Below are 17,297 nucleotides of genomic sequence, written 5' to 3' on the forward strand. Positions count from 1 at the left end.
TCAGCGTAGTGCCGGCGCCCGCCGGCGTTGACGCACCGCCGGCGCGGGCCGCCTCAACGCACTGCCGGGGCCAGCGGCCTCAACCCGCTGCCGGCGCCAGCCGGCGTCAACGCGCTGCCGGCGCGCGGTGGCGTCAACGCGCTGCCGTTGTCAGCGAACTGCCGCGACGGCGGCGTCCGGGCCGCCTCGCCAGACCGTGCCGACCTCGCTGAAGCCGGCCGCGGTGAGCGCGGCCAGGTGCCAGGAGACCGGTGGGTTCCACTCGGGGCTGTGCCCGGTCGGGTAGATCGCGTGTCGTTGGGCGACCAGCGGGGCGAGCGCCGGGTCGGCGCCGGCCCGCTCCCACCAGTTGGACCAGGACAGCATCGAGCCAGCGGCGTACCGGGCGTTGCGCCGGTCCCGGGCCCGATCCATCAGCCGCTTGGTCAGCTCCGGCAGGGTGTCGTCCGGCATGTGGTCGGCGTTGACGAAGACGCCGCCCGGTCGCAGCACGTCGCGCAGCTCGGCGTAGAGCTGCCCGAGTCGGTCGGCCGGCAGCCAGTGCAGGGCGGTGGCGGTGAGCACGGCGTCGTACTCCTGGTGCGGGAGCGTGGAGCGCCATTCGGCGGCGCCGAGGTCGGCGGTGATGATGGTGGCGCGGTCGGCCAGCGAGGCGCTGGCGATGGCGAGCAGCGCCGGGTCGAGGTCGACCAGGGTCGCCTCGGCGGCGGGGAAGCGAGCGAGGGTCCGCAGCGAGATGGTGCCGGTGCCGCCGGCCAGGTCGAGCACCCGCGGCGGCCGGCCGTCGAGGACCGCTTCGACGGTGTCGAGCATGGCGGTGAACCGGTGTTCCCGGTCCGGGAGGTAGGCCTCCTGCTGGCGGTCCCAGCTCTCCTGCCAGGCCCAGGGATCCGCGATGTAAGGACTCATAGCGATCAGGCTAGTTACGGGCCCAGGGCGTTGTCCAGACCTTGTTGCACATCTTTTGCAATTGCGGGAAGATGGCAGGGCGATGATCAGAGCGACGCCGGGCCGGGCAGCTGCCCGGCCCGGCGTTGTCCTCCCGGCGGGGTCAGACCGTCGTGTCCACCAGGCTCGCGTCGGCCCGGGTCGGCTCGTTACGACGGGCCAGCCGCAGCGCGCCGAGGAGCACGCCCAGGCCGGCCAGGGTGAGCGCGGCGCCGGCCCAGATCGGCGAGGTGTAGCCGAGTCCGGCGGCGATGGTCACCCCGCCGATCCAGGCGCCCAACGCGTTGCCGAGGTTGAACGCGGCGATGTTCGCCCCGGACGCCAGGGTCGGCGCCTGGTGGGCGTAGCGCATGATCCGCATCTGCAGCGGCGGCACGGTGGCGAAGCCGAACCCACCCATCAGCACCAGCGCGACGATGGTCAGCACCGGGTTGGTGGCGGTCAGCGCGAAGCCGACGAGCACCACGGTGAGCACCGCCAGGACGGTGACCAGGGTGCGTGACAGTGACCTGTCCGCCGCCCGGCCGCCGAGCAGGTTGCCCGCGAAGAGCCCCACTCCGAAGAGGACGAGCAGCCACGGCACGGTGCTGGTGGCGAAACCGCTGACCTCGGTGAGCGTGTAGGCGATGTAGGTGAACGCGCCGAACATCCCGCCGAAGCCCAGGACGGTGATCACCAGGGAGAGCCAGACCTGGGGGTGGGTGAAGGCCCGCAACTCGCCGCGCAGCCCGCCCGCCGGGCGGTCGGCGTCCGCGGTGTCGCCGGTGGGAATGAGCAGGGCCAGCCCGATCAGGGCGACCACCCCGATGGCGGTGATCGCCCAGAACGTCGACCGCCAGCCGAAGTGCTGCCCGAGGAAGGTGCCGAAGGGCACGCCGAGCACGTTCGCGATGGTCAGGCCGGCGAACATCATGGCGATGGCGCCCGCCCGGCGGGCCGGTGCGACCAGGCCGGCGGCGACCACCGCGCCGATGCCGAAGAACGCGCCGTGGCAGAGCGCGGCGACGATCCGACCGGCCATCATCACGGCGTAGTCGCCGGCGACGGCGGAGAGCAGGTTGCCGATGATGAAGAGCACCATCAGGCCGAGCAGCACCGGTTTGCGGGGCAGTCGGGTGACCGCCGCGGTGAGGGCGACCCCGCCGACGGCCACGCTGAGCGCGTAGCCGGAGATCAACCAGCCGGCCACCGGCTCGGTGACCGCGAAGTCCGCGGCCACCTCGGGCAACAGCCCCATGATCACGAACTCGGTGAGTCCGATGCCGAAGGCGCCGATGGCCAGCGCGATCAGGCCGGGCGGCAGGGACTTGTGGCGTACGGACATGTTCTTCCCATCAAGAGGGGAACAGATATGCGGCGCGTGCAACTACACGCGCCGGCAAAGGAATACTTGCACGCGCTTGATATCGGCGCAAGCGTGGTAGCCTGGGGCCCGTTCAGATCACACCGAGGAGGCCGCCATGGGCATCGCCGACGACGCGGTCGAGATCCGCGCGCAGGGCTGGCGGACCCTCGCCGCCCTGCACGGGCTGATCGAGACGTCCCTGGAGCGGGCCCTGCAGGCCGGCCACGGCCTGTCCGTCGTGGAGTACACGGTCCTCGACGCGCTGTCCCGGCAGGACGGCTGGCACATGCGGATGAGTCAGCTCGCCCGCGCCGCCGCGCTCTCCGGTAGCGCCACCACCCGGCTGGTCACCCGCCTGGAGCAGCGAGGGCTGCTCACCCGGATCCTCTGCGCCGACGACCGGCGCGGCATCTACACCGAGCTGACCCCGGCCGGCTCCGAGCTGCTCGCCCAGACCCGACCGACCCACGACCGGGTGCTGACCGACGCGCTCGCCGAGGCGGAGGCCACCCCCGAGCTGGCGCCACTGGTCGACGCCCTGCACCGGCTGCCAGCCGCCCGCTGACCGCCCCGCCGGCCCGGGCGACGGCGGGCGTACGGTACCCGCAGCCCGCACCGGGACCGTCGCGCAAGGAGGCAGGCGATGCAGGACCGCACCCCTCGTCCCGAAGAGCTGGAGCCGATCGAGCGCGCCGACATCGACGAGCTGCGCTCCCTGCAACGCGAACGGCTGCGCTGGTCGTTGCGGCACGCGTACGACCACGTGCCGCACTACCGCCGGGCGTTCGACGCCGCCGGCGTGCACCCCGACGACTGCCGCGACCTCGCCGACCTGGCCCGCTTCCCGTTCACCGGCAAGGCGGAGCTGCGTGACAACTACCCGTTCGGCATGTTCGCCGTACCCCGGGAGCGGGTCGCCCGACTGCACGCCTCCTCCGGCACCACCGGTCGACCCACAGTGGTCGGCTACACCCGCGACGACCTGCGGACCTGGGCCCGGCTGATGGCCCGGTCCATCCGCGCCTCCGGCGGCCGTCCCGGCGACCGCGTGCACGTCGCGTACGGCTACGGGCTCTTCACCGGCGGTCTGGGCGCCCATTACGGGGCCGAGGAACTCGGCTGCACGGTCATCCCGGTCTCCGGCGGCATGACCGAACGGCAGGTGCTGCTGATCCGCGACTTCGAACCCGAGGTCATCATGGTCACGCCCAGCTACATGCTCGCCATCGTCGACGAGATGCAGCGCCAGGGCGTCGACCCCCGCACCACCTCGCTGCGGGTCGGCATCTTCGGCGCGGAGCCGTGGACCGAGGACATGCGCCGCGAGATGGAACAGCGGTTGGACATCCACGCGGTCGACATCTACGGGCTCTCCGAGGTGATGGGCCCCGGCGTGGCCACCGAGTGCGTCGAGACCAAGGACGGGCTGCACCTCTGGGAGGACCACTTCTACCCGGAGATCATCGACCCGGTCACCGGGGTAGTGCTGCCCGACGGTGAGCGGGGCGAGCTGGTGCTGACCTCGCTGACCAAGGAGGCGATGCCGGTGGTGCGCTACCGCACCCGGGACCTCACCCGGCTGCTCCCCGGCACCGCGCGGCCGATGCGCCGGATCGAGAAGATCACCGGCCGGACGGACGACATGATGATCGTTCGCGGGGTGAACGTCTTCCCCACGCAGATCGAGGAGCTGATCCTGCGCACGCCGCAGCTGTCGCCGCACTTCCAGTGCGTCCTCGACCGGCGCGGCCGGCTGGACACCCTGACCGTACGGGTGGAGCGGCGCGTCGGGGTGGCCGTGGACGCCGCCGAGCGGGCCGGCGCGGCGCTGGTCGAGCTGGTGAAGAACACCATCGGGGTGAGCGTCGCGGTGGCGGTGCTCGCCCCGGACTCGGTGGAACGGTCGATGGGCAAGATGCGCCGCATCGTCGACCAGCGCGACGGCGACTGACGGCGCGGCGGCGCGGGGTCAACGGGGCACCGCGCCCGGCGGTGTCGACATAGGATCCGCGAGATGCGCGTGCTGGTGGTCTCCGCCCCGCTCGTCGGGCACGTCTTTCCCCTGGTGCCGCTGGCCGTCGCGCTGCGCGACGCCGGCCACGACGTGCTGGTGGCCACCGGCGGTGGGGCGATGGCCGCCGCCGGCGCAGGTCTGGCCGTGCACGACGTCGCGCCCGGCTTCGACTTCGGCCGGATCGCGCTGCGGGTCCTTCCCCGCCATCCGCTGATCGCGCGCGCCGAACTGGCCGGCACCGCCGGCACCCGGGGCGCCGGGCTGCTCTTCGGCGCTCTCAACGACCAGCTCACCGACCCGGTCGTCACGCTGGCCACCGGGTGGCGACCGGATCTGGTGGTGTACGAGCCGTTCGCGGTCGCCGGCGCGGTGGCGGCGGCGCTGCTCGACGTGCCGGCCGTACGCCAGGAGAACAGCCTCTTCGACGGCCGGGACCTGGTCGGCGCGACCACCGCCCGGCTCGGGGCCGCGCTGCGCCGGCACGGCCTCGTGGAGCTGCCGCCACCCGCCGCCACCCTCGCCGTGGCCCCGCCCAGCGTGGCCGCCCAGGCCGGCTGGCCGATGCGCTACACGTCCTACGTGGGCGGTGGTGAGCTGCCGGCCTGGCTGCGCGAGCCGGGCGAGCGACAGCGGATCCTGGTCACCCGCAGCACCCTGACCGGCCCCGGCGACCGGGGCCCGATGCCCGCCGTGGTGGCCGCCGCGGCCCAGGTGGACGCCGAGATCGTGCTGGTCCGGCCCGACGAGCGCTCGGCCCGTTCGCTGCCCGGCAACGTCCGGGTGGTGGACTGGATCCCGCTCGACGAGGCGTTACCGGCGAGCGCGGCGCTGGTGCACCACGGCGGGGCGGGCAGCGTTTACGGCGCCCTCGCCGCCGGCCTGCCGCAACTGGCCACGGTGGGCCCGGGGGACCGGCGGCACAACGCCGAGCTGGTGGCCCGCCGGGGCGCCGGCCTCGCGCTGCGGCCGGCCGACATCACCGCGCAGACACTGACCCAACTGCTCACCGACGAGAGCCTGCGGACGGCCGCCGGGCAGGTCAGCCAGGAGATCGCCGCGATGCCACCGCCGACGGCCCTGGTGGCCCGGCTGACGGCGCTGGTCTGATCCCCGCCCCGCGTGCCACAGCCGCGCCCACGCCCGGCTGCGGCAGGATGGCCTGATGCGACACGTCGTGCTGTTCCACTCCGTGTACGGGCTGCGGCCGGCCGTTCGTGCCGCCGCCGACCGGTTGCGCGCCGCCGGGCACCAGGTCACCGCCCCCGATTTGTACGGCGTCCCGGCCGCCGACACCGTCGAGGAGGGCTTCGCGCTGCTCGACAAGATCGGCCACGAGGTGGTGCTCGACCGGGCCCGCGCGGCGCTGCGCGACCTGCCGCCGCAGACGGTCCTCGCCGGTTTCTCGATGGGCGCCGGCGTCGCCGGGGCGCTGCTCGCCGAGCGCCCCGACGCCGCCGGCCTGCTCCTGCTGCACGGCACCGGCGGCGCGCCGGACACGGCGCGGCCCGGGTTGCCGGTGCAGCTGCACGTCGCCGACCCGGACCCGTACGACGCGCCGGACGAGGTCGACGAGTGGCAGCAGGCGATGACCGACGCCGGCGCCGACCTGACCGTGTTCCGCTATCCCGGCGCCGGACACCTGTTCACCGACCCGGACCTCGCCGAGTACGCCCCGGACGCCGCCGCGCAGGTCTGGCCCCGGGTGCTGGCCTTCCTCACCGCCGACTGAGCGCCGGCCGGGCCACCCGACGTTCAGCGGGTGGTGGCGCCGATGCGCGGGGGAGTGGAGAGAGAGACGATCGCCCGCGGTGGCGCGTCACCCCGCCCCAGCTCCTCGATCATCCGGCCGACGGAGACGACCTCGCCCCGGGCCGCCAGCAGCAGCGCGAGCACGGCGCGTTGGCGGGGGCCGTCGGACCCTCGACGGGGCGCTATCGTGGCGGCAATCATGATCCTCACGGGGGTGCGGGAATGACGACCACAGCCTTCGACGACCACGAGCGGTCGCGCTGGGCCGGGCGGGCGGCGGCGTACGACGGCAGTTTCGCGCTGCTGTGCGCCCATCCCGCCCCGGCACTGTTGGACGCCGCCCACGTCGATGCCGGAACCCGAATGCTCGACGTCGGCACCGGTTCCGGGACCGTCGCCGGATTGGCGTGCGCGCGCGGCGCCAGTGTGGTGGCCGTCGACGCGGAGCCCAGCATGGTCGACCTGGCCCGCAGCCGGCTCCCGTCCGCCGACGAGGTTAGCCTCGCGGCTCTGCCCCATCTCCCGTTCGACTCCGGGCAGTTCGACGCGGCCGTGGCGAACTTCGTGATCAATCACGTGGGCGACCCGGCGGCCGCGATCACCGAACTCCGACGGGTCGTCCGGCCGGGCGGACGGATCGCGGCGACGATCTGGCCCCACCCGCCGCCCGAGGCGCAGAGCCTCTGGGGCGAGGTCTTCGACGCTGCCGGGGTCGACCGCCCGACCTCGATGCCGAGGGTGGACGCGGAGCGGGACTTTCCCCGTACCCCCGAGGGGTTCGCCGGGTTGCTCGACGCCCCCGGCCTCGCCGACGTGCGGTGCGAGACGATCACCTGGGCGCACCGCACCGACCCCGAGGCGTGGTGGAGCGGCCCGGCGAACGGCATCAGCGGGCCCGGCCTGCTGATGGAGACCCAGCCGCCGGCGGTGATCGCCCGCATTCGTGCCGCGTACGACGAGCTGACCGCCGCCTACCGCGACCCGGACGGCCTGCTCGCGCTGCCCACCGCCGCGCTGTTGGCCTCGGCGTCCGTGCCGTAGGACGACTCGGCTGTGCCCGCCCCGCCGGGGGTGGGGCACGGCGTCGAGAATGGGCGGCATGGAGTTCCTGTGTTACCACCGCGACCGGCCCGACTCGGCGACGTTGCGCGACGAGTTGCTGGCCGAGCACTGGACCTACATGGACCGGTTCGCGGCGGAGATGATTGCGCGTGGCCCTACCCTGTCCGGCGACACGGCCACCGGCAGCGTGCACATCGTCGACGTGCCCGACCCGGGCGCCGCGCGGGCGTTCGCCTTCGACGAGCCGAACTACCAGGCCGGCGTGTACCGGGATGTGCTGCTGCGCCGGTGGCGCAACACGCTGGGCCGCACGATGTGGGACTTTCCCGGCGGTCGGACCGGCGGCAACCGGTATCTGGTGCTCGGCCTCGGCGCGGGGCCGGCCGTTGACCTGGCCGTGCCGCCCGACCGGGACGAGCTGATCGCGTACGGGCCGCTGCTGTCCGACGACGGCGACACCTGGCTCGGCACCGCCGCGCTGGTTCGGGCGCCGACCCCGGACGCGGCGCGCGCCATCCTGACCGTGGAGCGGTACGCCGACGTCGAGGTGCACCACTGGCAGTTCGGCGGGCGACCGGTCTGACCCCTCAGGCGGCGGCCAGGCCGTTCGGCCAGTGGATCAACGGGGGGCGAGGTGCGGCGCGCACGACCCTGGCCGGTGGGCCGACGCCGGCGGGTCCGCCGCGTTCGGGTGGCCCCGGCACGGTAGGCACCGCACGGATCGTCGCCGGGGCCCGGGCCACGTCCGCAAGCCAGTGCCCGCCCGTGTTGGACGGCGCCGCGGACGCTCGGGTCGGAGGCACGTCACTGGCGGACGCGACGGCGCGCAGGCGGCGGGCACCCGCCGGGCGGTTGGCCCCGCGACTCGGCGCGGCCGGTGCGGTGGCCATCGTCGCCGTCGGGAGACGTCGGCGCGGCGGTTCGGTGCGGCGCGATGAGACCGTCGGGGCCACCACCGCGAAGACGGCGCCGAGGCGGCCAGCCCGGGAGCGAACGGCGTCGAGACGCGCCACGTCGGCTGGGCGGTCCGCGACAGGGTGATCTGCGGCGGAACGGTCCGCGGCGCGACGGACCGAGGTGGGGTCGAGGGCGTCCGGGCGGACGGTGTCGAGGCGCGGTGCTTCGGCGGCACGGCGGCCGAAGACGGCCCGCAACGCGCGGGGCAACCGCTCGGCGGCGACCTGGCGCAGCGCGGGCGCGGCGAACACGTACCCGTCGGCGCGCCGGGGGAGCAGCAGCCCGGCCGCGACCAGCCCGCGTAGGGCCGATGCGGATTGGCCAGGCGCCCAACCGAGGGCCCGGTCGACGGCAGTGCCGGAGACCGGACCGCCGGTGGTGGCAGCGGCCATCAGCACCGCCCGTCGTTCACCGTCGAGGTGGTCCAGCTCCGCGCCGACGGCCCGGCGGACCGCGTCGGGCAGCGGGAGCGTCACCCGGTCGGCGCCGTCCACGATTGACCGCACGTACGCCGCCGCGTGGCCGGGACGGCCCGCCACCAGTGGCAGCAGCCGGTCGGCCAGGGTCACCGGTTGCCCCGCCCGGGTGAGCAGGTGGCGCAGCAGCCGCCCGGACTGCACCGTGGCCAGGGGACGGATCGGCACGCGGCGGGCCGGGCCGGGTCGGGTGTCGGCCCACTGCGGCTGATGCACGGTGAGCACCGCCAGCGGCAGCCCGCGTGCCGCCGCCGCGGTGAACAGCGCGTGCAGGAAGTGGCTCACGACGGGCGCGGCACGGTCCACGTCGTCCACGGCGACGACCAGCGGTCGGTGGGCGGCCAGGCGCAGCAGCACGTCCCGGCAGACCGCCGCGGCGGCCAGCGCCTCGGCCGAACCGTCCGGGGTGGTCAGCAGCGATTGCAGCGCCACCACCGCCGCCGCGACCCGGTCCGGCGGGTACAGCGGTGTCAGAGCGTCGGTCAGGCGGTCGCGGACCGCCGCCGGGCCGTCGCCGTGGCGGATGCCGGCGACGCCGCGGACCAGCTCGGCGACCGGCGCGAGCACCTGGTCGGGGTACGGCGGGCAGCCCACCACGCACCAGCGCACCGGCATCCCGTCCACCGTGCGCAGCGCCCGGGCCAGCTCGTGCAGCAGTCGGCTGCGGCCGCTGCCGCTCGGGCCGACCAGGGACACCCAGCGCGGTTCGCGCTCGTGCAGCGCCCGGGTCACCTGGTCGGTGATGCTTGCCAGTTCGCGACGTCGCCCGATCAGCGGGCCGTCGTGTCGGTCGGCGCCCGGTCGCGCCAGGCCGGCGGCATGCCACACCGGCATCGGCGGTACCCGGCCGGCGACCGGCACCGGCGCCAGTTGACGCTGCACGATGAGACCGGCGGTGGCCCGCGCCGTGGCGGCGCACAGCGCGACGGCGCCGGGTGCGGCGTACTCCTGCAGGCGGGCCGCGGTGGTGATCACCGCGCCGCTGGCCACGCCGTGGCCGCCGCTGACCGCGTCGCCCAGGTCGACCACCGCCTCGCCGGTGGCGACCCCGACGCGCACCCGCAGGGTGATGTCGCCGAGGATCGGCCGGCGATCCAGCGCGGCCTGGATCTCCAGCCCCGCCCGCACCGCCCGGTACGCGTCGAAGCCGTCGGAGTGTCGCGCCCCGAACAGCGCCATCACCGCGTCGCCGACGTACTTCTCGACCACGCCGTGCCAGCGGCGCAGCACGGAGGCGACCGTGTCGAAGTACGCCCGTTGCAGCGCCCGGACGTCCTCCGGGTCGAGCCGGTCGACCAGTGCGGTGGAGCCGACGATGTCGGCGAACAGCACGGTGACCGTCCGTCTCTCCTCGGCCACCGGCCAGTGTGGGCGGTCGGTCCGCTGCGTGTCGGCGACGATAGTGATCATGGGTGCGCACCGGTCCTTCCCCCGCTGATGGCTGACGACCCTCGGAGATTGGCATTCCTGGGCTGACGGGGGATCGGCAGAACGACGTATGTCGGCCACCCGCAACCTTTAGTCGCAATGTCGACGCGAGGAGTACCACAAGCGGCAGATGGCCGTAGAACGGTACGGGGGCGTGTGATTAGGCTGCGTCCCATGGCCAGCGATGTGGACACCGCACCGCTCGTGGGCCGGGCCGAGCTGGTGCAGACGGTTCGGTCGGCGCTGCTTGGTGACGTGGCACAGGGGCAGACGGCCGCCGTCTTCCTCACCGGTGAGAGCGGTGTGGGCAAGACCCGCCTCCTCGGTGAGATCGGTGCCCGATTGCGCGACCAGGGCGCATTGGTGCTGACCGGCAGTTGCCTGGACATCGGCGACGCCTCGCCGCTGCACCCGTTGCTGCAGGCGCTGCGGCGTTTCGACGGGGACCTGTCCGCGGCGCAGGCGCGCACCTCCTCGGCGGTGCGCGGGCTGTTGCAGATGTTCGCCGACGAGACGGGCGGCCCGGACGGCGCGGGCGCCCTGCTGGAACGCGTCTCCAGGGGCCTGCACCTGATCGCCGAGGGGCGACCGCTGGTGCTGATCCTGGACGACCTCCAGTGGGTCGACCGCAGCACCCGCCAGCTCCTGCTCTATCTGCTGGCCGGTCTCGGTGACCTCCAGCTCTCGGTGCTGGCCGCGGTGCGGGCCGAATCGTTGCAGGGCGCGCACCCGCTGCGCCGGGTGCTCACCGAGCTGCGCCGGCTGCGGACGGTCCGGGTGCTCGACCTGTCCCCGCTGGACCGCGCCGGCACCGAGCAGCTCGCCGCCGCGGTGGTCGGCCGGGCGCTTCCGCCCGACGCGGCCGAGCAGGTGTGGCAGCGCAGCGGCGGCAACCCGTTCGTCATCGAGGAGTTGGCCCGCGACCTGCGCGACGGGCGGGACGGGCTGTCCGAGACGCTGCGCGAGATCTTCCTCGACCGGGTCGACGCGCTGCCGCAGCACGCGCACGCCGTGGTGCACGCGGTGGCGGCGGGCGTCGAGCCCGTGCAGCACTGGCTGCTGGCCGAGGTGTTGCGGCTGCCCGAGGACGAGCTGATCGACGCCGCACGCGCCGCGGTCGCGCACCGGCTGCTGGTCGGCGCCGACGACGGCTACCGGCTGCGGCACCGCCTCGTCGCCGAGGTGCTGGCGCACGAGCTGCTGCCGGCCGAACGCTCCGGGCTGCACCGCCGCTACGCCGAGGCGCTGACCGCGGCGCCGGGCGAGCTGCACCAGGCCCGGCTGGCGCATCACTGGCGGCTGGCCGGCGAGCCGGCGCGGGCGTTGCCGGCGGCGGTGGCCGCCGCGCAGGAGGCCGAGCGGCTGCACGGTTACGCCGAGGCGCACCGCCACTGGACGGCGGCGTTGCACCTGGCCGGCGACTCCGGCTCGCTGGAGGTGGACCGGATCGAGCTGCTCGGCAACGCCGCCGAGGCGGCCCACCACTGTGGGGAGCACGCCCGCGCGTTGGCCCTGCTGGAGGAGTTGGCCGCGCTGCGAGGCGGTGGGCCGAGCTGCGCGCTGCACATCCGCCGGGCCCGGTACCTGGCCGCCGCGGGGCGCTCGGCGCTCGCCGAGGAGGAGTACGAGCGGGCGCTGGAGGCGGCGGACTGCTCGCCGCGAGACCGGGCCGCCGCCGCCGCGCGGCTGGCCGAGCTGTTGCTGCACCTGGGCCGCTACGCCGACGCCGGCGAGCGGGCGCGGGAGGCGCTGGCGCTGGCCGAGAACGCGGAGGGTTCCGCCACCGAGGTCGTGCTGGCCAGCTCGGCGCTGGGCTTCAGCGACGCCTTTCTGGAAGACCCGGACGCCGGTCTGGCGGTCATGCGCGACGCCCTCGACACCGCCGAGCGCGCCGGCCAGCCCGAGGACGTGGCCTGCGCCTACCTGCACCTGGCGGAGCTGCTGACCGGGCCGCTGAACATCCTCGAAGAGGGCGTGGTGGTGGCACGGCGGGGCGCCGAGCGGGTGGCCGAGCTGGGGCTGGGCCGCACCTGGGGCACCCGACTGCTGGCCATCGCCATCAACGGGCTGTTCCGGGTGGGCCAGTGGGCCGAGGCGGAGAAGGTGGTCGCCGTGGCCCTGCGGCACCGACCGTCCGGCGCGGACGCCGTCGAGTTGCTGCTCGCCCGATGCCGGCTCTCGGTGGGCTACGGCGACATCGAGGCCGCCGGTCGGGACCTCGACGCGGTGGCGACCCTGCTCGCCGGCGGTGGGGCGCGCCACGTCATCCCGCTGCTCACCCTGCGGTCCGGGTTGGCGATGTGGGAGGGTCGGCACGACGTGGCGCGGCTGGCGGTCCAGCGCGGCCTCACCGAGAGCCGCTCCGACGACGTGATGATCCTGTCCGCCCTGGTCTGGCACGGGCTGCGCGCCGAGGCGGAGGCGCACTCCAGCCGCACCGTGGACGTGGACCCGACGGCCGTACGCCGGCTGCGGGACGTCGCCGACCGGATGGCCCGCAAGAGCGCCGGAGCGGCCCGACCGGTGCGCTCTGTGGTGGAGGGCTTCCTGGCCCTGTGCGCCGCCGAGGTGAGCCGCCTCAACGGCAGCGACCCGGAGCTGTGGGCCACCTCGGTCGCCGAGTGGGACCGGCGTAACCACCCCTATCCGGCGGCGTACTCCCGCCTGCGGCAGGCGGAGGCTCTGCTGGCCCGGCGCAGTCGGGTGGCCACCGCGGGCAAGCTCCTGCGGGAGGCGTACGGAGTGGCGCAGGGGTTGGGCGCGGTGCCGTTGACCTCGGAGATCCGGGAGTTGGCGGGGCGGGCCCGGGTGTCGCTGCAGGAGCGCGACGCCGACGGCGCGCGCGCCGCCGCGTCGGCCGAGCCGGTCGGCGACGAGTTGGCTGCCCTCACCGCGCGCGAGCGGGAGGTGCTCGCGCTCGTCGCCGAGGGGTTGACCAACAAGGAGATCGGGCAGCGGCTGTTCATCAGCGAGCGGACCATCGGTGTGCACGTGTCGCACATCTTCGACAAACTCCAGGTCCGCACCCGCGTCCAGGCCAGCGCGATCATGCTGCGCAACTCCCGCGGCTGACGGCACCGGTACGTATCCCGGCGCGTGTGCGCGCCGGGATACGTCGTTCTACTGATCCCGGCGGCGGCCCTCGGCTGAGAGGCTGAGCCCCGTCGACGGCGTCACGGGGGCGTCACGACCACAATGGAGGAGAGATGACCGAACCCGTCTGGGGGCCCGTGCACCGGGACATCGTCGACCTGCTGGCCGACCATCCGGCGGACGTGCCAGCGGTGGTCGATCACCTCACCAAGCTCCAGGACATGCTGGTGCGGCTGCCGCCGCTGGAGGCGAGCTGCCCGCTCGCCGACTTCAACAAGCTCTACCTGACGATCACCAGCAGCGTGCTGGACGGTCTGTACGACGACCGTTTCGTCGACCCGGTGTTCCTCTCCCGGCTGGATGTCGAGTTCGCGGCCCGCTACTTCGACGCCCTGCGGCTGTGGACCGACTCCAGCCCCGGCACGCCGAAGGCGTGGTCGTGTCTGTTCTCGCGGATGCGCGGGCCGGACGCTCGCCCGTTGCCGTCGGCGGCGGCAGGTGTGAACGCGCACATCAACTTCGATCTGCCGTTCGCGTTGGTGACGACGTTCGACCACCTGGAGTCGGAGCCGGTCGACGGCACCGACCAGCACCACGACTACCTGGAGATCAACAACATCTTCGCGGACAAGATCCCCGGCCTGCGCCGAGGCTATCTGGAGCGGTGGCAGCTGCTCATCGACATGCTCAACGGCGACATCGACGACTGGTACCAGGGGGAACTGGTCGAGTACACCCGCGATGTCGCCTGGCGCAACGCGCAGAAGATTTGGCGGTGCCGGCACGATCCGGACGCCCGCGAGTGTGAGCGCACGCGGTTGGACGACAACGCCGCGGCGCTCGGCCGGTTGCTGCTCTCGCCCCTCGGGGCGTTCCTGCAGTAGCCGGGACGGGGGGTCCCCGCGCTCCGCCCGTGGGGGCGGCGGAGCGCGGGGGCGCGTCCGCCCCACCAGCTCCACCACCCGCGGGTCGACCGGTGTTCACCGGCGGCGGCGGGGAGTCAGCCGGTCGGCTCGGGGGGTGTCGACCGTCTGCCGTCGTCGGCCGGCCCGGGGGGTGCCGGCCGGCGGCGGGGGAGCGGGTGCGGGCCGGGCTCGCTGCGCCGGTCGGCGGTGACGGGACGGGCCGCCGGCCGGCCCAGCGGCCACGCGGGGGTACGGGCCACCGCACGGTGGTGGGGGCCGGACCGGCCGCGGTGTGCTCGGTCGTCAACGGGGCGCCGGCCGGGGGTGTCGGTCGGCTCGTACGGGGTACGCCCGCGCCATGACCGTCCTGGCCCGGCGCCGGCCCGCCGCCCGACCCCGCCCCGCGCGGCCCGGTCCGCTCCGGCCGGGCGGCCCGGTACCACGACCCGCCGCCCGTCCCGGCGCGCGATGACCGCCGCTTTGGCCCGGTTTCCGTTCCGTTTCGACTCGGCGTTCCGTCCACCGTTGGCGCTGCTGGGCGTCCGACCGGCGACGGCCTGGGTCGCCGTCACCGACCAGGACCTCCTGATCCGGTACGGGCCGTGGCGGCTGCGCACCGGCCGGGACAACGTGCTCGGCGCCGAGGTGGGCGGCCCGTACCGCTGGTGGCGGGTGATCGGCCCGCACCTGTCGTTGGTCGACGGCGGCGTGAGCTTCGGCAGCAGCACGGCGGGCGGGGTCTGCCTGCGCTTCGGCGTACCGGTGCCGGCTCTGGCGCCCGGCGGCTGGCCCCGGCATCCGGCGGCCACGGTCACCGTTGCCGACCCGCCGGCCCTCGCTCGGCTGCTCGCCGGATGAGGACCTGCCCTGAGCAGGCCATCCGCATACCCGGTTCCGCCGGTCGGACCGCCGGGCACCACCTACCGTCGGATCAGGACCTGCGAGGGTGGGACGGGCGATGGCTGACGAGCACCGGGCGAGACCGCGACGCTGGAACGGACGACGCCATACGCCGACGGGACCGGACCCGGCCCTGCGCGCCGCCCGCGACCCGGCCCGCCCGCACTCCGGCGGCCGGCGGGGTGTCGTGGTGCCCGAGCGGGTCGACAGCCCGGCCCGGTCGGCGCCGCCGGCCAGCCCGCTGCGCCGGTGGCTCTTCCAGCACCAGGTGCAGCCGCCCGGCCCGGAGGCCGAAGAGGGGCAGAGCCGCCGGCACCCCTGGTGGCAGGTGATGTGCCTGACCGGCGTGGACTACTTCTCCACCCTGTCCTACCTGCCGGGCATCGCGGCGGTGGCCGCTGGTGCGCTGTCCCCGCTGGCGACCATGCTGATCGTCGCGCTGACCCTGTTCGGCATGCTGCCCATGTACCGCCGGGTGGCCCAGGAGAGCCCGCACGGGCAGGGCTCGGTCGCGATGCTGGAACGGCTGCTGCCGTTCTGGCGGGGCAAGATCTTCGTGCTCGTGCTGCTCGGGTTCGTGGCCACCTCGTGGATCATCACGATCACCCTGTCCTCGGCCGACGCCACCGTGCACCTGCTGGAGAACCCGTACCTGCCGGACGCCCTGCACGGCCCGGCGGTGCCGGTGCTGGTCACCATGGCGCTGCTGCTCGTCCTCGGCGGCGTGTTCCTGCTCGGCTTCCGCGAGGCCGTCGTGGTGGCCATCCCGCTGGTGGCGGTCTTCCTCGTCCTCAACGCGGTGATCGTGGTGGTCGCGGTGACCCGGATCGTCGAGGACCCCGCCATCGTGTCGGACTGGACCACCGCGCTGACCGCGGGCGGCGGGGCGGGCCACGTCCTGATCACGGCCGTGCTGGCGTTCCCGCTGCTGGTGCTGGGGCTGTCCGGCTTCGAGACCGGCGTCAGCATGATGCCGCTGGTGTCGGCCGACGGCCCGGACCCGGCGGCCCGGCTGGCCGCCCGGATCCGCAACACCCGCCGGCTGCTCACCACCGCCGCGCTGATCATGTCGGTGTACCTGATCTCGACGACCTTCGTGACCACCGCGCTCATTCCCGCCGCCGAGTTCCGCCCGGGCGGCCCCGCGAACGGTCGGGCGCTGGCCTTCCTGGCGCACACCTATCTCGGCGAGGGTTTCGGCACCGTCTACGACGTGAGCAGCGTGCTCATCCTCTGGTTCGCCGGCGCTTCGGCCATGGCCGGCCTGATCAACATCGTGCCCCGCTACCTGCCCTCGTACGGCATGGCCCCGGAATGGGCACGCGCGGTACGTCCGGTGGTGATCGTCTACACCGTGGTCAGCGTCGCCATCACGATCGCCTTCCGGGCCGACGTCAACGCCCAGGCCGGGGCGTACGCCACCGGCATCCTGGCGATGATGGTCTCCGGCGCGGTGGCGGTGACCATCTCCGCGGTCCGGCACCGCCAGCGCGCCGCCGGCATCGGGTTCACGGTGCTGACCCTGGTGCTGCTGTACGCGCTGTTGGAGAACGTCGTCGAGCAACCGGACGGGATCACCATCTCGGCGCTGTTCATCCTGGGCATCATCGTGGTGTCGCTGATCTCCCGCGTCACCCGGACGACGGAGCTGCGCGCCGAGCGGATCGAGTTCGACGAGCCGGCCCGCCGGTTCGTCGCCGATTCGCTGGCTCATGACGGGCAGTTGCACCTCATCGCCAACAAGCGGCAGAGCGGCTCGGCGAAGGAGTACACGATCAAGGAGCGGGCGCAGCGGAGCATCAACCCGGTGCCCGGGGCCGCCGACGTGCTGTTCCTGGAGATCGACGTGGTGGATCCGTCGGGGTTCAGCCAGGTGCTGCGGGTGCACGGCGTCGAGGTGGCCGGCTTCCGGGTGCTGCGGGCCAGCAGCCCGGCCGCGCCGAACGCGATCGCCGCGATCCTGCTGGCGCTGCGCGACGCCACCGGGGTACGCCCGCACGCGCACTTCGAGTGGTCGGAGGGCAGCCCGATCGCGCATCTGCTGCGCTACCTGATCCTCGGCCAGGGGGACACCCCGCCGGTGGTACGGGAGATCATTCGCCGTATCGAGCCCGACCCGCTGCGTCGGCCCGGCATCCACGTCGGCGGGTGAGCGCGCACCGTCTGGTGCCGTTGAAGATGAATGGCAGCACTGTTCACGTTCACACCTTCCTGTCCGTATTGCGGCCTTGAGGTGACCCTTGGTGGAGGGCGCGCAGCCGGCCGGCGAGGTCGGCGGCGAAGACGTTCCCGCCCACGCGTCCGAACCAGCCTCCTAGGACGCGCTGCGCGGTGTGACGGTGCCCGTCCGCGCTGCGCGGTGTGACGGTGCCCGTCCGCGCTGCGCGGTGTGACGGTGCCCGCCCCGGGGCGGGCACCGT

General features: G+C 74.2%; 14 protein-coding genes. 10 read left to right on the forward strand and 4 right to left on the reverse strand.

Annotated elements, in window-relative coordinates; genetic code table 11:
• Positions 1–150 precede the first annotated feature (150 nt).
• Positions 151–909 (reverse strand): class I SAM-dependent methyltransferase, encoded by a 759-nt coding sequence (locus tag ACFYPR_RS22675; RefSeq protein WP_354862242.1) that lies wholly within the window; start codon positions 907–909, stop codon positions 151–153.
• Between the two features lie 142 nt (positions 910–1,051).
• Complete coding sequence (locus tag ACFYPR_RS22680; protein ID WP_354862244.1) at positions 1,052–2,272, reverse strand: MFS transporter; 1,221 nt, start codon at positions 2,270–2,272, stop codon at positions 1,052–1,054.
• Positions 2,273–2,408: 136 nt separating this feature from the next.
• Between ACFYPR_RS22680 and ACFYPR_RS22685 the strand changes: the two genes are divergently transcribed.
• The 4 genes from ACFYPR_RS22685 to ACFYPR_RS22700 all read left to right on the forward strand — a co-directional run bounded on the left by ACFYPR_RS22685 (position 2,409) and on the right by ACFYPR_RS22700 (position 6,036).
• The gene (locus ACFYPR_RS22685) at positions 2,409–2,858 is read left to right on the forward strand and encodes a MarR family winged helix-turn-helix transcriptional regulator (protein ID WP_124816318.1); all 450 of its coding nucleotides are present in this window, start codon (positions 2,409–2,411) and stop codon (positions 2,856–2,858) included.
• Positions 2,859–2,936: 78 nt separating this feature from the next.
• The gene (paaK, locus tag ACFYPR_RS22690) at positions 2,937–4,244 is read left to right on the forward strand and encodes a phenylacetate--CoA ligase PaaK (RefSeq protein ID WP_354862246.1); all 1,308 of its coding nucleotides are present in this window, start codon (positions 2,937–2,939) and stop codon (positions 4,242–4,244) included.
• Positions 4,245–4,307: 63 nt separating this feature from the next.
• Positions 4,308–5,414, forward strand: coding sequence for a nucleotide disphospho-sugar-binding domain-containing protein (locus tag ACFYPR_RS22695; protein ID WP_387262302.1), 1,107 nt, complete (start codon positions 4,308–4,310; stop codon positions 5,412–5,414).
• A gap of 55 nt (positions 5,415–5,469) precedes the next feature.
• A complete protein-coding gene (locus ACFYPR_RS22700; RefSeq protein ID WP_387179798.1) occupies positions 5,470–6,036 on the forward strand; it encodes a dienelactone hydrolase family protein in 567 nt (188 codons plus the stop codon).
• 23 nt (positions 6,037–6,059) lie between these two features.
• Here ACFYPR_RS22700 and ACFYPR_RS22705 read toward each other — a convergent pair whose 3' ends face one another.
• Positions 6,060–6,266, reverse strand: coding sequence for a hypothetical protein (locus tag ACFYPR_RS22705; protein WP_363941868.1), 207 nt, complete (start codon positions 6,264–6,266; stop codon positions 6,060–6,062).
• 12 nt (positions 6,267–6,278) lie between these two features.
• Here ACFYPR_RS22705 and ACFYPR_RS22710 point away from each other — a divergent pair, with 12 nt between their 5' ends.
• Complete coding sequence (locus tag ACFYPR_RS22710; protein ID WP_354862750.1) at positions 6,279–7,097, forward strand: class I SAM-dependent methyltransferase; 819 nt, start codon at positions 6,279–6,281, stop codon at positions 7,095–7,097.
• A gap of 58 nt (positions 7,098–7,155) precedes the next feature.
• Positions 7,156–7,701, forward strand: coding sequence for a YciI family protein (locus ACFYPR_RS22715; protein WP_355067752.1), 546 nt, complete (start codon positions 7,156–7,158; stop codon positions 7,699–7,701).
• Between the two features lie 4 nt (positions 7,702–7,705).
• Here the strand turns inward: ACFYPR_RS22715 and ACFYPR_RS22720 are convergent, their stop codons facing one another.
• A complete protein-coding gene (locus ACFYPR_RS22720; protein WP_387262305.1) occupies positions 7,706–9,961 on the reverse strand; it encodes an AAA family ATPase in 2,256 nt (751 codons plus the stop codon).
• A 192-nt stretch (positions 9,962–10,153) separates the two neighbouring features.
• Between ACFYPR_RS22720 and ACFYPR_RS22725 the strand changes: the two genes are divergently transcribed.
• The 4 genes from ACFYPR_RS22725 (at position 10,154) to ACFYPR_RS22740 (ending at position 17,029) form a co-directional block, all read left to right on the forward strand.
• Positions 10,154–13,051, forward strand: a complete 2,898-nt coding sequence (locus tag ACFYPR_RS22725) for an AAA family ATPase (RefSeq protein ID WP_387262308.1) — start codon at positions 10,154–10,156, stop codon at positions 13,049–13,051.
• Between the two features lie 134 nt (positions 13,052–13,185).
• The gene (locus ACFYPR_RS22730; protein WP_354862756.1) at positions 13,186–13,956 is read left to right on the forward strand and encodes a DUF5995 family protein; all 771 of its coding nucleotides are present in this window, start codon (positions 13,186–13,188) and stop codon (positions 13,954–13,956) included.
• A gap of 489 nt (positions 13,957–14,445) precedes the next feature.
• Complete coding sequence (locus ACFYPR_RS22735) at positions 14,446–14,835, forward strand: hypothetical protein (protein WP_354863324.1); 390 nt, start codon at positions 14,446–14,448, stop codon at positions 14,833–14,835.
• Positions 14,836–14,935: 100 nt separating this feature from the next.
• Positions 14,936–17,029 (forward strand): amino acid transporter, encoded by a 2,094-nt coding sequence (locus tag ACFYPR_RS22740; RefSeq protein WP_355067759.1) that lies wholly within the window; start codon positions 14,936–14,938, stop codon positions 17,027–17,029.
• The last annotated feature ends 268 nt before the right edge of the window (positions 17,030–17,297 follow it).

It is taken from the genome of Micromonospora sp. NPDC005254, assembly GCF_042872525.1.
Lineage (GTDB): Bacteria > Actinomycetota > Actinomycetes > Mycobacteriales > Micromonosporaceae > Micromonospora.

Excerpts from the sequence above, each read along its gene's own strand:
- ACFYPR_RS22675 (WP_354862242.1), bottom strand. The coding sequence starts at position 909 with ATGAGTCCTTACATCGCGGATCCCTGGGCCTGGCAGGAGAGCTGGGAC.
- ACFYPR_RS22680 (WP_354862244.1), bottom strand. The coding sequence starts at position 2,272 with ATGTCCGTACGCCACAAGTCCCTGCCGCCCGGCCTGATCGCGCTGGCC.
- ACFYPR_RS22685 (WP_124816318.1), top strand. The coding sequence starts at position 2,409 with ATGGGCATCGCCGACGACGCGGTCGAGATCCGCGCGCAGGGCTGGCGG.
- paaK (WP_354862246.1), top strand. The coding sequence starts at position 2,937 with ATGCAGGACCGCACCCCTCGTCCCGAAGAGCTGGAGCCGATCGAGCGC.
- ACFYPR_RS22695 (WP_387262302.1), top strand. The coding sequence starts at position 4,308 with ATGCGCGTGCTGGTGGTCTCCGCCCCGCTCGTCGGGCACGTCTTTCCC.
- ACFYPR_RS22700 (WP_387179798.1), top strand. The coding sequence starts at position 5,470 with ATGCGACACGTCGTGCTGTTCCACTCCGTGTACGGGCTGCGGCCGGCC.
- ACFYPR_RS22710 (WP_354862750.1), top strand. The coding sequence starts at position 6,279 with ATGACGACCACAGCCTTCGACGACCACGAGCGGTCGCGCTGGGCCGGG.
- ACFYPR_RS22715 (WP_355067752.1), top strand. The coding sequence starts at position 7,156 with ATGGAGTTCCTGTGTTACCACCGCGACCGGCCCGACTCGGCGACGTTG.
- ACFYPR_RS22720 (WP_387262305.1), bottom strand. The coding sequence starts at position 9,961 with ATGATCACTATCGTCGCCGACACGCAGCGGACCGACCGCCCACACTGG.
- ACFYPR_RS22725 (WP_387262308.1), top strand. The coding sequence starts at position 10,154 with ATGGCCAGCGATGTGGACACCGCACCGCTCGTGGGCCGGGCCGAGCTG.
- ACFYPR_RS22730 (WP_354862756.1), top strand. The coding sequence starts at position 13,186 with ATGACCGAACCCGTCTGGGGGCCCGTGCACCGGGACATCGTCGACCTG.
- ACFYPR_RS22735 (WP_354863324.1), top strand. The coding sequence starts at position 14,446 with ATGACCGCCGCTTTGGCCCGGTTTCCGTTCCGTTTCGACTCGGCGTTC.
- ACFYPR_RS22740 (WP_355067759.1), top strand. The coding sequence starts at position 14,936 with ATGGCTGACGAGCACCGGGCGAGACCGCGACGCTGGAACGGACGACGC.